This window comes from Amnibacterium sp., from assembly GCF_036559085.1.
In the GTDB taxonomy this organism is placed as follows: domain Bacteria; phylum Actinomycetota; class Actinomycetes; order Actinomycetales; family Microbacteriaceae; genus Amnibacterium.
In genome coordinates this window covers 1-13,512 of the sequence record NZ_DATBTU010000066.1, presented here as the reverse complement: position 1 = coordinate 13,512, position 13,512 = coordinate 1, and the positions used below count along the sequence as shown (strand labels likewise).

The window sequence follows — 13,512 nt, the reverse complement described above, 5'->3', positions numbered from 1 at the left end:
GGTGAAGAACCTCGCCATCCCCGGCTTCGACGCCACCGTCTCCAACGTCATCCTCGGCCTGATGCGCATCCAGTCGCTCAGCGACGCCGAGGTGCAGGCCCTCGTCGGCGCCGCCCGCGACTCCGGCATCACCTACTTCGACCACGCCGACGTCTACGGGGACTCCCCGCACGGCTGCGAGACCCGCTTCGGTGAGGCGATCCGCTTCTCGCCGTCGGAGCGCGAGCAGGTCATCGTGCAGAGCAAGGTCGGCATCCAGGACGGCTTCTTCGACTTCTCGAAGGAGCACATCCTCACCGCCGTCGACGAGTCCCTCGCGGCCCTGCGCCTCGAGTACCTCGACGTGCTCCTGCTGCACCGCCCCGACACCCTCGTCGAGCCGGAGGAGGTCGCCGCGGCGTTCGACCAGCTGGCGGATGCGGGCAAGGTGCGCCACTTCGGAGTCTCCAACCAGACGCCCGGGCAGATCGAGCTGCTGAAGCGGTCCGTGCGCCAGCCGCTGCTGTTCAACCAGGTGCAGCTGAGCATCACGCACGCGAACCTCATCGGCCAGGGCATCGCCGCGAACATGAAGGGCCTGGACCAGTCGATCGACCGCGACAACGGGATCCTCGATCATGCGCGCCTCAACGGGATCACGCTGCAGGCCTGGTCGCCCTTCCAGAAGGGCTTCTTCGACGGCGTCTTCCTCGGCGACCGGGAGGCCTTCCCCGAGCTGAACGACCGCCTCGACGCCCTCGCCGCGAAGTACGACGTCACGCCGACCGGCATCGCGGTGGCCTGGATCACCCGGCATCCCGCGAACATGCAGGTGGTCCTCGGCACCACGAAGCCCGAGCGCGTGCGGGAGTCGGCCGCCGGATCCGAGATCCCGCTCACCCGCGAGGAGTGGTACGGCCTCTTCACGGACGCCGGGCACATCCTGCCCTGATCCGGAGCGGCGTACCGAGCCGGCTGCCGGCGGTGCTGCGGGAGCATCGCCGGCGGCTGTCGGTGGCCTCGAATACCCCTTCGAGGCATGACCTGCTCCCGCTGCGGCGCCGACCGCCTCGCGCTCACCTTCGCGCCCGGATCACGGGAAGCGGAGGGCCTGCTCTGCCTCGCGTGCGGATGGTGGGCGGACGGCGTGGTCGCGGGCGGCCTCAGGTCTGGTCCGGAGCGCCCTGCACCGCGTCGATCGCCGCCATGATGAGCCGTTCGCGTTCCGTGATCTCCTCGGCGGTGAGACTCTGCTCGGCGTCGAGCGCCGCGAACGCCCTCGGATACCGCGAGCGGGCGGCCCGCACCGCGACGTCCCCGACCGAGGGGCCGGGCTGCGCCGCCGCTGCGTCGGCGGCGTCTGCCGGGCGTGCGGGAAGCGCGGCGAGCCGGCGCCGGTACTCGGCGACGGGGAGTTCGATGTAGCTCATGGGTAGGGGGCCGACGGTACCCCCGGTTTCCTGGGCACACTTCTCCCCACTTCGGGAGATTCCAGCGCTGCAAGGAATCCGCTACCACACCTTCGAGGTCGCCCGGTGGCGGCCGTCAGCCTCCTGAGGGAGCATTCGATGCGCGCAGTGGGTGCACCGAGCGCGCGTAGCCTCGGACGCATGGTCGGCGCGCCTTGGAACGGGCTCTTCTATGCCGCGACGCTCGAGTTCCTGCTCACCGTCGCGGGTGCGACCGTTGCCGCGAGCACGGACGACATGATCTGGCGTCCCGTCGGCTTCCTCGTGATGGTGGTCGGCTTCGTACTGCTCGTGCGCACCATCCGGAAGGTGCTGGAGCCCGAACGCTGATCCGCGCGGAAGCGTGCGGGGATGCTCAGCTCAGGGGCGTGAGTGGCCGAGCCACACGCTGGCGGCGAGCACCAGGCCGAACGCGCCCGCAGTCCGGACGACCGATCGCACCGGATGCTCGGCATGCGCCGGTGTCGCGGGCTCGGCGTGCCCGCGGAGCAGCTGCGTCAGGCTCGTGGTCTCGGCCTGCTCGAGGCCGTCGAACGCGGGTCGCAGCCATGGGGCCTCGTCCGTCATCTGCGGCATGGCCGAATCGTAGACCGTGCGCCGAGGAGCCGCCGAGGCGGAACCGCAGCGCCGCCTCGATACCGTGAGTCGTGATCACCCTTGCTGCGCTCGCACCGACCCTGCTCGGCGTCGCCGTGCTGTCGGCCGTGACGATCGCCGTGCTCACCTGGACCCGAGCGCCCGAGCGCTTCGGCCCGACCCTCGCGATCCTGCGTGGAGCGGCGCAGCTCGCGGTGATCAGCCTCGTGCTCGCCGGCGTCATCACGAGCCCGCTGTGGGTGGCGGTGGCACTGCTCGTGATGTTCGGCGTCGCGACGGCGACCGCGACCCGTCGGCTCGGGTGGAACCGGCGGCACCTGCTGCTGGTCGCCGGCGCGATGGCCGCCGGGGTGCTGGTCGCGCTCGGCGTGGTGTTCGGCACGGGCGCGCTCGCCCTCACCGCCCGCTACGCCCTCGCGATCGGCGGCATCGTCATCGGCAACTCGATGTCGATCGCCACGCTGGCCGGCCGGCGCTTCCTCGAGTCCGTCCACGAGCACTGGGACGACGTGGAGGGCTGGCTGGCGCTCGGGGCGGCGCCGCGGGAGTCGACCCGCGACCTCGCCCGCCGTGCGGTGCATCTCGCCCTCATCCCGTCGACGGACCAGACGAAGACGACGGGGCTCGTGACCCTGCCAGGGGCCTTCGTGGGCGCCATCTTCGGCGGCGTCTCGCCGCTCGAGGCCGGCCGCTTCCAGATCGTCGTGCTCGCCTCGATCATGGCGGCGGGGTCGATCACGGCGGCGATCGTGGTCGGCGTGCTCGCACCGGTGCGGGTGCGCCCCGACCCGCCTCGCTGATCCCCGACACCCCCGGAACCGCTGTGGGCCACATGGCGAAACGCCGAGAAGATCGTCACCTTCCGCGGATCCTTAGACCGCATCCAGCACCCTTGGGCGGTGCTGAATCCCGGACCCTTCCTCGAATCGCTCGGGCCCTGGGCGCTCGTCGCGATCGCCGTGATCGTCTTCATCGAATCCGGTGTGCTCTTCCCGTTCCTGCCCGGCGACTCGCTCCTCGTCTCCGCCGGCCTCCTCCACGTGCAGCTCGGGCTCTCGGTGCCGGTGATCGCGCTCGTCGGGTTCGTCGCAGCGGTCGCGGGGGATCAGGTCGGCTACCTCATCGGCCACGTGTTCGGCACGCGGATGTTCAAGGAGGACGCGAAGGTCCTGAAGACGTCACGGCTCCGGGCGACCGAGGCGTTCTTCGAGCGGTACGGCGGCCGCGCCCTCGTGCTCGGCCGATTCGTCCCCTTCGTGCGCACGTTCGTGCCGCTCGCCGCGGGCAGCGCCCGCTACCCGTACCGCAAGTTCGTGCCCTGGAACGTGCTCGGCGCCTTCCTCTGGGCGGTCGGGGTCACCGTCGTCGGCTCGTTGCTCGGCGGTCTTCCGTTCGTCGCGAACAACCTCGAGGTGATCCTCGCCCTCGTCGTGCTGGTCTCCGTGCTGCCGATCGTCATCGAGTACCTGCGGAAGCGGTCGGCGCGACGCAAGCAGGAGCGGGCCGAGACCGGGGTCGACGCACGGCCGGACGCCGCTGCCCAGTGATCGGAGCCGGGCCGCTCGACATGCGCCGCACCGGGCGCGCGGTTACGCATCCGCCCTTGTCTTGGCCAAGATGAACGGCAGGCGAACGCCGGGGCTCGGCTCCGCAGGGACGCGGTGCGCCGCGAACCTGCCGCGGTCCGCCTCCGCCGCGCATGCAGCGGCAGCGCGATCGTGGATGCGGTGCGCCCCGGCCTGAACGGCCCACGACTTCACCAAGAAAGGTCCCGCATGTCGCAACCCGACCTCCGCGCGCTCGTCTGCGTGCCGACGTACAACGAGGCCGAGTCCCTCCCGGTGCTGCTGACGCGGCTCGCCGACGTGAAGCCCTCCGTCGACGTGCTCGTGATCGACGACGGCAGCCCCGACGGCACCGGGGCCATCGCCGACGGCTTCGCGGAGCGCGACCCGCGGGTGCACGTGCTGCACCGCGCCGGCAAGGCCGGCCTCGGCGCCGCCTACCTCGCCGGGTTCGCCTGGGGGCTCGAGCGCGGCTACGACGTGCTCGTCGAGATGGACGCCGACGGGTCGCACCGGCCGGAGGACCTCGAGCGGCTCCTCGCCGCCGTGCTCGACGGCGCGGACGTCGTGCTCGGGACCCGGTGGATGCCGGGAGGGAAGACCGTCAACTGGCCGTTCCGCCGCCGGCTGCTCTCCGTGGCCGGCAACCGGTACGCGAGGGCCATGCTCTCCGTCCCACTCCGCGACATCACCGGCGGCTTCCGCGCCTACCGGTCGGCGGCCCTGCGCGGCCTGGACCTCGCCACGATCAGCGGCGAGGGCTACGTCTTCCAGGTCGAGCTCGCGCTGCGGGCATCCGACAAGCAGCTCGACGTGCGCGAGGTGCCGATCACGTTCGTCGAGCGCGAGCAGGGCAGCAGCAAGATGAGCCAGGCGATCGTCGTGGAGGCCATGCGCCGGGTCACGGTGTGGGGCGTGCAGCGGCGGATCGCGCGGCTGCGTGGCCGGCGCCGGCCGGCCCCCGGCGCCAAGGCCTGACCCGCGTCGGGGGAGTGCGCGAGGATGGCCCGATGACCACCCTCGGCGCCGTCTTCCTGCCCCAGTTCGCCCCAGAGCGGCTCCGCGACGTGGCCCGCGCCGCCGACGAGGCCGGCCTCGAGGAGCTGTGGCTCTGGGAGGACTGCTTCAAGAGCAGCGGCGTCGCTCCGATGACCGCCGCGCTCGCCTTCACCGAGCGGCTCCGCGTCGGGGTTGGCCTCATGCCCGTCCCGATGCGCAACGTCGCCACTCTGGCGATGGAGGCCGCGGTGCTCGAGCGGCTCTTCCCCGGCCGGTCGATCATCGGCGTCGGGCACGGTGTGCTCGAGTGGATGGGCTGGATCGGCGCCCGCGTCGCGTCGCCGCTCACGCTGCTCGGCGAGTACCTCGACGCCCTCCGCCCGCTGCTCGCAGGGGAGCGCCTCACCGTCGACGGCCGGTACGTGAAGCTCACGGACGTGGGCCTCGACTGGCCGCCGCAGCAGCGGGTCCCGGTGCTCGCCGGCGCGGAGGGCCCGAAGACGCTCGAGCTCGTCGGGGCGAAGGCCGACGGCGTCATCCTCACCGGTGGCACCACCCCCGACCAGGCGCGCGAGGCGCTGACCCGGATCGAGGCGGCCCGGTCGGCCGCCGGCCGCACCGATCCCTTCCGGGTCGTCTGCTTCATGCTCGCCGCGACCGGCCCCGGCGCCGAGGAGCGGTTCGAGGCGGAGCGCCGCGCCTGGGAGTTCCCGGACGGCTCGGACGTGGGCGCAGCGGGCGACGCGGAGACGATCGCGGCGGCCGTCCGGCGCTGGGCGGACGCCGGGGTCGACACGGTCGTGATCCAGCCGACTTCGACCGAGCCCGACCCGGAGGGCTTCTTCCGCTTCCTCGGCCGGCAGGTGCGCCCGCTCGTCGCCTGACCGCGTCTCGGGGATCCACAGCCTCGGTCGGTCCGGCGCGCGTACCGTGCTCCGGTGCCGCGCTCCGCGGCGTCCTACGGAAGGGGTGTCCCATGGACTTCGGGAAGCTGATCGTCCGACTGGTGGTCGGTGGATTCTTCGTCGGGCACGGACTGCAGAAGCTGCGCGGCGCCTTCGGGGGGCCAGGCCTCGAGGGCACCGAGCAGATGATGACCGCGCTCTCCATGCAACCCGCGAAGGTGAACGCGCGGGCGGCCGCGCTGAGCGAGACGGTCGGCGGTGCCGGCATCGCCCTCGGTGCCGGCACGCCGTTCGCTGCGGCCGCACTGATCGGCACCATGGCGACCGCGGTGCGCAAGGTGCACGGCAAGAACGGCCCCTGGAACTCCGCGGGCGGCTGGGAGTACAACGCGGTGCTGATGTCGGTCGTCGCCGGTCTCACCAACGACGGCCCGGGCGACCTCTCGTTCGACGCGCTCATCGGCAAGCGCCGCTGGGGTCTCGGCTGGGGCCTCTTCGCCGTGCTGGCGGGCTTCGCGGGCTCGACGGCCGCCATCGAGGTCGGCAAACGGATGGCGCCGCCCGAGGACTCGACCGGCTCCGGCGACGTGTCGACGGACGACCCGGCAGCGGGCGCCACCGCGGAGTCCGCGGACGCCGCGATCTGACCCCGCGGCCCCGCTGATCCGGCGGCCGGTCTGCGAACCCGCTGAGCGGCGCGCCGAGCGTGGCCTAGACTCGACCGGGCCGTTCGGCCGCCCACACGAGGCGGTCCCCGCTTCCGCGGGCCGGACGGGCCGCGTCCCGAAGTCCGCTGACGGATCGCGGGGCGTAGCTCAGCTTGGTAGAGCGCCCGCTTTGGGAGCGGGAGGCCGCAGGTTCGAATCCTGTCGCCCCGACCCGCCTGGAACGACGGATGCCGAGTGCATCCCGGAAGGAATCGCGAGACCGCCATGGTCACCACCACCGTCGAGAAGCTGAGCCCGACCCGCGTCAAGCTCGCGATCTCCGTCCCGCCGGCCGAGCTGCGGCCGAGCATCGACCACGCCTACAGCCACATCGCGCAGGACGTGGCGATCCCCGGCTTCCGCAAGGGCAAGGTGCCGCCGCCCATCATCGACCAGCGCGTCGGCCGCGTCGCCGTGCTCGAGCACGCCGTCAGCGAGGGGCTCGACACGTTCTTCCGCCAGGCCGTGGAGGAGAACGACCTCCGCCCGCTCGGCCGACCGGAGGCCGACATCACCGCGTGGCCCGACGCATCCGACTTCTCCGGCGACCTGCAGGTCACCGTCGAGGTCGACGTGCGGCCCGAGATCGAGGTCCCCGACCTCGGCGCGCTCACCGTCGCGGTCAGCCCGATCGTCGTCACCGACGAGGACGTCGACCAGCAGCTCGACGAGCTGCGCAGCCGCTTCGGCACCCTCGTCTCCGTCGAGCGCCCGGCCACCACCGGCGACTTCGTGCAGATCGACCTCACCGCCACGATCGGCGACGAGCAGGTCGACTCCGCGAACGCCATCTCCTACGAGCTCGGCTCCGGCGAGCTGATCGAGGGCATCGACGAGGCGCTCGAGTCGCTCACCGCGGGCGAGTCGACCACCTTCAAGTCGACGCTGCTCGGTGGCGAGCACGAGGGCGAGGAGGCGGAGATCGCCGTCACCGTCCTCGCCGTCAAGGAGCGCGAGCTGCCCGACCTCGACGACGAGTTCGCCCAGATGGCGAGCGAGTTCGACACCCTCGACGAGCTCCGCGCCGACGTACGGTCGCAGGTCGAGCGGCAGAAGCGCTTCGAGCAGGTCAGCGAGGCCCGCGACAAGGTCGCCGACGCCCTGCTCGCCCAGGTGGACGTGCCCGTCCCGCAGCAGCTCATCGACGACGAGGTGCAGCGCCACCTCGAGTCCGAGGGCCGGCTCGAGGACGACGTGCACCGCGCCGAGGTCGCCGAGTCGAGCGAGAAGGCCTTCCGGTCGCAGCTGCTCTTCGACGCCGTCGCCGAGAAGGAGCGGATCGGCGTCTCGCAGGACGAGCTCGCGCAGTACCTCGTGCAGAGCGCGCAGCAGTACGGCATGCAGCCCCAGGAGTTCGTCGAGGTGCTGCAGCAGAACAACCAGCTGCCCTCCATGATGAGCGAGGTCGCGCGGAGCAAGGCCATCAGCGTCGTGCTCGGCCAGGTGAAGGTCGTCGACACCGACGGCAACCCCGTCGACCTCTCCGACTTCGTCGTCACCCCGACGCCCGAGCTCGAGGACGACGAGGCGCTCGAGGCGCCCGCCGCCGAGGAGCCCTCGGCCGACGAGCCCGAAGCCCCCGAGGCGACGCCGAAGGCCTGAGCCCACCACCTCCTCGTTCGCGTCGCGATCCGAGCCGCATCCCCTCGGTGGATGCGACTCGAATCGCGACGCGTTCGTCGTCTCAGGGCCCGCGGTGGTCGGGCTCTCGGACGCCGACTGCAGGACCCCGCGCATCTGCTGTCCGCTCGGACAACTGCTGCCGCTGCAGCGCCGACAGTCGTCGGTGCGGACAGCAGACGCTGGGCCCGACGGCCGCGCCTGGGAGGTCGGCGGATGGAGGCTCTGCCGACGGCGAACATCGCCGGGACGGTCGGCCGCGCTCAGTAGCGTTGACGCCAGACCACGAAACCGAACAAGGAGTCGTACCGATATGGCCGACATGAGCCCCCAGCCCAGCGTCTTCGACCGGCTGCTGCGCGACCGCATCATCTGGCTCGGCAGCGAGGTGCGCGACGAGAACGCGAACGAGATCGCCGCGAAGCTCCTGCTGCTCGCCGCTGAGGACAGCGAGCGGGACATCTTCCTCTACATCAACTCGCCCGGCGGCTCCATCACGGCCGGCATGGCGATCTACGACACGATGCAGTTCGTCCCGAACGACATCGTCACCGTCGGCATCGGCATGGCCGCCTCCATGGGGCAGCTGCTGCTGACCGCGGGCACGAAGGGCAAGCGCTACATCACGCCGAACGCCCGCGTGCTGCTCCACCAGCCGCACGGCGGCTTCGGTGGCACGTCGTCCGACATCCAGACCCAGGCGCAGCTCATCATCGACATGAAGAACCGGCTCGCGCAGATCACCGCCGAGGCGACCGGCAAGACCGTCGAGCAGGTCAACATCGACGGCGACCGCGACCGCTGGTTCAACGCCCAGGAGGCGCTCGACTACGGCTTCGTGGACCACATCCGCGCGTCGGCCTCCGACGTCACCGGCGGCGGCGGCACGGACAGCCGCCAGACCGTCAGCGCCGCGAACCTCTGATCGCCGTACAAGACAGGACACCACTCTCCATGGACACCCCCACCTTCCAGGCTGCCGGCTCGCTGCCGATGATGCCATCGTCCCGATACATCCTCCCGAGCTTCGAGGAGCGCACGGCCTACGGCTTCAAGCGCCAGGACCCGTACGCCAAGCTCTTCGAGGATCGCGTCGTGTTCCTCGGCGTGCAGATCGACGACGCCTCGGCGGACGACATCATGGCCCAGCTCCTCGTGCTCGAGAGCCAGGACCCCGACCGCGACATCATGATGTACATCAACTCGCCCGGTGGCTCGTTCACCGCGATGACGGCGATCTACGACACGATGCAGTACATCCGTCCGCAGATCTCCACCGTGGTGCTCGGCCAGGCGGCCTCCGCTGCGGCGGTCATCACCGCGGCCGGTGCTCCCGGCAAGCGGCTCGCGCTGCCGAACGCCCGCATCCTGATCCACCAGCCGGCCACGTCCGGCGGCTCGGGCGGCCAGGCGAGCGACATCGAGATCCAGGCCGCCGAGGTGCTGCGCATGCGCACCTGGCTCGAGGAGACGCTGGCGAAGCACTCGAACCGCTCCGTCGACCAGGTGAACCGCGACATCGAGCGCGACAAGATCCTGAACGGCCAGGAGGCGCTCGAGTACGGCCTCGTCGACCAGGTGCTCACCACCCGCAAGCAGGTCTCGGCGACCCCGGCGCTCACCCGGGCCTGATCTGCAGCACACGAAGGGCGGAGCCATGTCGGCTCCGCCCTTCGTCGTTCCCGCGCACGGTGCCGGATCGTGCGCGGTCTGCAGGACGTACGCCGAGCGCCGGTCCTGCACATCGATCGCGATCCTGCAGACGGGTCGCCGCCGGAACCGGGTATGGACATCGTTGGCTAATGATACTAGCCTGCTGGCTATGCAAATGAGCATCTCGCCGGATGTGCATCACCTCGGCCGTCCCGGCGGCCGCATCGCCTTCACCGACACGGGCTCCGGCCCCGTCATCGTCGCCGTGCCCGGCATGGGCGACCTCCGCTCCGTCTACGACGGACTCGTCACCGACCTCGTCGGGCGCGGCTTCCGCGTCGTCGTGACCGACGTCCGCGGTCACGGCGGCAGCGAGATCGGCTTCACAGAGCAGGGCGACGCGGCGACCGCATCCGACCTGGTCGCCCTGCTCGCGTCCCTCGGCGAGCCCGCGCTCCTGATCGGCAACTCCTTCGGCGGCTCGGCCGCCGTGCTCGCCGCCGCCGACCGTCCCGACCTCGTGGCCGGCCTCGTGCTGCTCAGCCCCTTCCTCCGCGAGTCGGGGTCGGCGGCACGCCTCCGGATGAACCGCCTGCTCCTCCGGCTCCTGTTCGCGCGCCCCTGGGGCGTCCCGTTCTGGACCCGGTACTACGCGGGCGCGCTGAACCGCGGGACCGCGCCCGCCGAACTCGAGGCGCACGTCGCCGAGATCGCCGCCTCGATGCGCGAGCCCGGCCGGCTGGCCGCCTTCCGGCACCTCACCCAGCAGCTCGACCACTCGGTGGTCGAGCCCCGGATGAGCGCCGTCCGCGCGCCGGCGCTGATCGCCGTCGGGGCGCTCGACCCCGATTACGCCGATCCGGCCGCCGAGCTGCAGTGGATGGGGGAGCGGCTCGCGGCACAGACCCTGCTCGTGCCGGAGGCCGCCCACTACGCGCACACGCAGCGCCCCGACCTCGTGCTGCCGGCGATCGCCGCCTTCGCCGATGGCCTCCGCGACGGCTCCGGATGGCGGCCCGCAGGTGCCTAGGGCGGGCCTCAGCCGCGACGCGGTCGTCGACATCGGGATCCGGCTCGTCGACGAGACGCCGGATGGCTTCGCCCGGCTGTCCCTCGCGGCCGTCGCCGCCGCCGCCGGGGTCGCTGTGCCGAGCCTCTACAAGCACGTCGGCTCGCTGGCGGACCTCCGCCAGGGCGTCGCCCTGGTCGCCCTCCGCGAGCTGGGCCGCCGCAGCGCCGCTGCGACTGTGGGCCGATCGGGAGCGGAGGCCATCCGCTCCCTCGGCCACGCCGTTCGGGGCTTCGCCCGGGAGCATCCCGGCCTCTACGCCGCGACGCAGGTGGCGCCCGAGGCGGACGGCGAGGCCGGCGCCGCCGTGCGGCTGGCCGCCGCGGACACGGTCGAGGTGATCAGCGCGGTCCTGGGCGGCGCCGGCGTGCCTGAGGACCGGCTCATCGACACCATCCGCGTGGTCCGGTCGGCCGTGCACGGGTTCGCCGTGCTCGAGTCCGGCGGCGGCTTCGGCCTGCCCGACGACCTCGACCGCAGCTTCGACGCGCTGCTCGATGTGCTGGTCGCCGGGGTCCTCGCCGTCGCCCGCTGACCCCGCCGTGCCGGATGCAGGACAGCGGGCGGTCTGCAGGATGCGCGCCGCGTGTCGATCCTGCAGACCGCCCGCGATCCTGCAGATCGCTCGCGGTCAGGCCGGGACGACCAGGTCCTGGGTGAGGTCGGCGAGGGTCGGGGCGCCGAGCAGGTCCATCGCGGTGACGAGCTCCTGGTGCACCCTCTCGAGCACGTTCCGCACCCCGGCCTCACCCCCGGTCGCGAGGCCCCACATCACAGGGCGGCCGAGGAACACCGCGCGGGCGCCGAGGGCGAGGGCGGTGGCCACGTCGATCCCGCTGCGCAGCCCGGAGTCGACGTAGACCTCGACGTCGGTGCCGACCGCATCCGCCACCTCGGCGAGCGCACGGGCGCTCGGCACCGAGGTGGCGAAGGCGCGTGCCCCGTGGGTCGACACCAGCACCGCCGAGGCGCCCGCGTCCACCGCCCGCCGGGCGTCGTCGCCGCGGAGCACGCCCTTCACGACGACGGGCAGACCGGTGCGCTCGCGCAGCCACTCGATCGCCCGGAACCCGAAGTCGCGCGCGAACCAGCCGCCCTCGCCGCGTGCCCGCTCGCGCAGATCGGGGTCGAGGTTGACGAGCCGGTCCGCGGCGGGGGAGAGGGGCCAGTCGGTCGGATCGACCGCGTAGTTCGCCTCGGGGGACGGATGCCGCAACCCGGTGATGTCGACGGTCAGGATGATCGCGCTCGCCCCGTGCTCCACCGCCCGGTCGACCAGCTGCTCCGAGATCGGGCGGTCCTTGAAGATGTAGAGCTGGAACCACCAGGGCGCTCCGGCTGCTGCCACCTCGGCGAAGGGCACCGCCGTGTTCGTCGAGATCCCGATCAGCGACCCTGCGGCCGCGGCCGCAGCGGCCGTCGCCCGCTCACCGAGCGGATCCGCGGCCACCTGCTGGGCCATCGGCGCGACGAGCACGGGCGTCGTGACGGGGGTGCCGAGCACGGTGGTGCCGGTGTCGATCCGCTCGGTGTCCTGCAGCACATGCGGGCGGTGCAGGAACGCCGACCAGGCGCTCGTCGACCGCTCCGCGACCTCGGGCCCGCCGGCGGTGGCGCGGAAGTAGTCGTACACGTGCGGGGGCAGGGTCGCGGCCGCGGCCGCCTCGAGCGCGTCGACATCCACGGGGCGATTCTGCCCGGTTCCGGCCCCGTCACATCCGTCACATCGGCACCGGTGCCGCACATCCGTGACCCGCCCACTCCGCATCCCGGCGAAACACCTTCGACACGCTGCGGGCGGCTTCCTATGCGCGGGTTAGGCTCGTCGCCAAGCAACCTGACCGGGGGAGAGACGCTCGATGGCTCGAATGGGCGAAAGCGCCGATCTGCTGAAATGCTCCTTCTGCGGCAAGAGCCAGAAGCAGGTGCAGCAGCTGATCGCCGGACCCGGTGTGTACATCTGCGACGAGTGCGTCGAGCTCTGCAACGAGATCATCGAGGAGCGCCTCGCGGAGGCCGCCGATGAGGGGCCCAGCGACTTCGACCTCCCGAAGCCGAAGGAGATCTTCGCCTTCCTCGAGGAGTACGTGATCGGCCAGGACGCGGCGAAGAAGGCGCTCTCCGTCGCTGTCTACAACCACTACAAGCGCGTCCGCGCCCGTGGCACGCTCGCGCCGGCCGAGGCGATCAAGGACGACATCGAGATCGCGAAGTCGAACATCCTGCTGATCGGCCCGACGGGCTGCGGCAAGACCTACCTCGCGCAGACGCTCGCGAAGCGGCTCAACGTGCCGTTCGCCGTCGCCGATGCGACAGCCCTGACCGAGGCCGGCTACGTCGGCGAGGACGTCGAGAACATCCTCCTGAAGCTCATCCAGGCCGCCGACTACGACGTCAAGCGCGCCGAGACCGGGATCATCTACATCGACGAGGTCGACAAGATCGCCCGCAAGGCGGAGAACCCGTCGATCACCCGCGACGTGTCGGGCGAGGGCGTGCAGCAGGCGCTGCTGAAGATCCTCGAGGGCACCACCGCGAGCGTCCCGCCCCAGGGTGGCCGCAAGCACCCGCACCAGGAGTTCATCCAGATCGACACGACGAACGTGCTGTTCATCGTGGCGGGGGCCTTCGCGGGCCTCGAGCAGATCATCTCCCAGCGGATCGGCAAGAAGGGCATCGGCTTCGGCGCCCAGCTGCACTCGAAGCTCGACGAGAAGACCCTCTTCGGCGAGGTGCTGCCCGAGGACCTGCACAAGTTCGGGCTCATCCCGGAGTTCATCGGCCGCCTACCCGTCGTGACGACGGTGCTGCCGCTCGACCGCGACGCGCTCATGGAGATCCTCACCGAGCCGAAGAACGCGCTCGTGAAGCAGTACCAGCGGATGTTCGAGATCGACGGTGTGCAGCTGGAGTTCGAGAACGCTGCGCTGGAGTCCATCGCCGACCTGG

General features: G+C 71.6%; 16 protein-coding genes and 1 tRNA gene. 14 read left to right on the top strand and 3 right to left on the bottom strand.

Translation table 11 applies throughout. The annotated features are described in order from the left end of the window. The first annotated feature begins 1 nt into the window (after nt 1). Nucleotides 2–931 (top strand): aldo/keto reductase, encoded by a 930-nt coding sequence (locus VIG76_RS11720; RefSeq protein ID WP_331954324.1) that lies wholly within the window; start codon nt 2–4, stop codon nt 929–931. A 211-nt stretch (nt 932–1,142) separates the two neighbouring features. On the opposite strand, the gene VIG76_RS11715 is transcribed toward VIG76_RS11720, so the two are convergent. Then, nucleotides 1,143–1,409, bottom strand: coding sequence for a hypothetical protein (locus VIG76_RS11715; RefSeq protein ID WP_331954322.1), 267 nt, complete (start codon nt 1,407–1,409; stop codon nt 1,143–1,145). A gap of 180 nt (nt 1,410–1,589) precedes the next feature. Between VIG76_RS11715 and VIG76_RS11710 the strand changes: the two genes are divergently transcribed. Further along, on the top strand, nt 1,590–1,778 hold the full coding sequence (locus VIG76_RS11710; RefSeq protein ID WP_331954320.1) for a hypothetical protein: 189 nt from the start codon (nt 1,590–1,592) through the stop codon (nt 1,776–1,778). Between the two features lie 30 nt (nt 1,779–1,808). Here the strand turns inward: VIG76_RS11710 and VIG76_RS11705 are convergent, their stop codons facing one another. Beyond that, nucleotides 1,809–2,024, bottom strand: coding sequence for a hypothetical protein (locus tag VIG76_RS11705; protein WP_331954318.1), 216 nt, complete (start codon nt 2,022–2,024; stop codon nt 1,809–1,811). A gap of 71 nt (nt 2,025–2,095) precedes the next feature. Here VIG76_RS11705 and VIG76_RS11700 point away from each other — a divergent pair, with 71 nt between their 5' ends. The 11 genes from VIG76_RS11700 (at nt 2,096) to VIG76_RS11650 (ending at nt 11,098) form a co-directional block, all read left to right on the top strand. Continuing rightward, nucleotides 2,096–2,845: an ABC transporter permease gene (locus VIG76_RS11700; protein WP_331954316.1), complete on the top strand. Its 750-nt coding sequence runs from the start codon at nt 2,096–2,098 to the stop codon at nt 2,843–2,845. 99 nt (nt 2,846–2,944) lie between these two features. Next, the gene (locus VIG76_RS11695; protein WP_331954314.1) at nt 2,945–3,592 is read left to right on the top strand and encodes a DedA family protein; all 648 of its coding nucleotides are present in this window, start codon (nt 2,945–2,947) and stop codon (nt 3,590–3,592) included. A gap of 228 nt (nt 3,593–3,820) precedes the next feature. After that, nucleotides 3,821–4,588 (top strand): polyprenol monophosphomannose synthase, encoded by a 768-nt coding sequence (locus VIG76_RS11690; RefSeq protein ID WP_331954312.1) that lies wholly within the window; start codon nt 3,821–3,823, stop codon nt 4,586–4,588. A gap of 32 nt (nt 4,589–4,620) precedes the next feature. Beyond that, the gene (locus VIG76_RS11685) at nt 4,621–5,493 is read left to right on the top strand and encodes an LLM class flavin-dependent oxidoreductase (protein ID WP_331954310.1); all 873 of its coding nucleotides are present in this window, start codon (nt 4,621–4,623) and stop codon (nt 5,491–5,493) included. Between the two features lie 92 nt (nt 5,494–5,585). Continuing rightward, the gene (locus tag VIG76_RS11680) at nt 5,586–6,161 is read left to right on the top strand and encodes a DoxX family protein (RefSeq protein WP_331954308.1); all 576 of its coding nucleotides are present in this window, start codon (nt 5,586–5,588) and stop codon (nt 6,159–6,161) included. 157 nt (nt 6,162–6,318) lie between these two features. Further along, nucleotides 6,319–6,392 (top strand) — tRNA-Pro (locus VIG76_RS11675). A gap of 54 nt (nt 6,393–6,446) precedes the next feature. Continuing rightward, the gene (gene tig / locus VIG76_RS11670; protein ID WP_331954306.1) at nt 6,447–7,823 is read left to right on the top strand and encodes a trigger factor; all 1,377 of its coding nucleotides are present in this window, start codon (nt 6,447–6,449) and stop codon (nt 7,821–7,823) included. 331 nt (nt 7,824–8,154) lie between these two features. Next, the gene (locus tag VIG76_RS11665) at nt 8,155–8,766 is read left to right on the top strand and encodes an ATP-dependent Clp protease proteolytic subunit (protein ID WP_331954304.1); all 612 of its coding nucleotides are present in this window, start codon (nt 8,155–8,157) and stop codon (nt 8,764–8,766) included. A gap of 29 nt (nt 8,767–8,795) precedes the next feature. Beyond that, complete coding sequence (locus VIG76_RS11660) at nt 8,796–9,473, top strand: ATP-dependent Clp protease proteolytic subunit (RefSeq protein ID WP_331954302.1); 678 nt, start codon at nt 8,796–8,798, stop codon at nt 9,471–9,473. A 190-nt stretch (nt 9,474–9,663) separates the two neighbouring features. Then, nucleotides 9,664–10,524 carry an alpha/beta fold hydrolase gene (locus VIG76_RS11655; protein ID WP_331954300.1) on the top strand — a complete coding sequence of 287 codons (861 nt, stop codon included), beginning with the start codon at nt 9,664–9,666 and terminating at the stop codon, nt 10,522–10,524. Next, nucleotides 10,517–11,098 (top strand): TetR/AcrR family transcriptional regulator, encoded by a 582-nt coding sequence (locus tag VIG76_RS11650; protein ID WP_331954298.1) that lies wholly within the window; start codon nt 10,517–10,519, stop codon nt 11,096–11,098. The genes VIG76_RS11655 and VIG76_RS11650 overlap by 8 nt, the downstream gene beginning before the upstream one ends. Before the next feature lie 96 nt (nt 11,099–11,194). Here VIG76_RS11650 and VIG76_RS11645 read toward each other — a convergent pair whose 3' ends face one another. Beyond that, entirely contained in the window at nt 11,195–12,247 is a 1,053-nt protein-coding gene (locus VIG76_RS11645; RefSeq protein ID WP_331954296.1) for an alpha-hydroxy acid oxidase, read from the bottom strand. Between the two features lie 175 nt (nt 12,248–12,422). Here VIG76_RS11645 and clpX point away from each other — a divergent pair. Continuing rightward, on the top strand, nt 12,423–13,512 hold a 1,090-nt coding region (clpX, locus tag VIG76_RS11640; RefSeq protein WP_331954294.1), incomplete at its 3' end, for an ATP-dependent Clp protease ATP-binding subunit ClpX.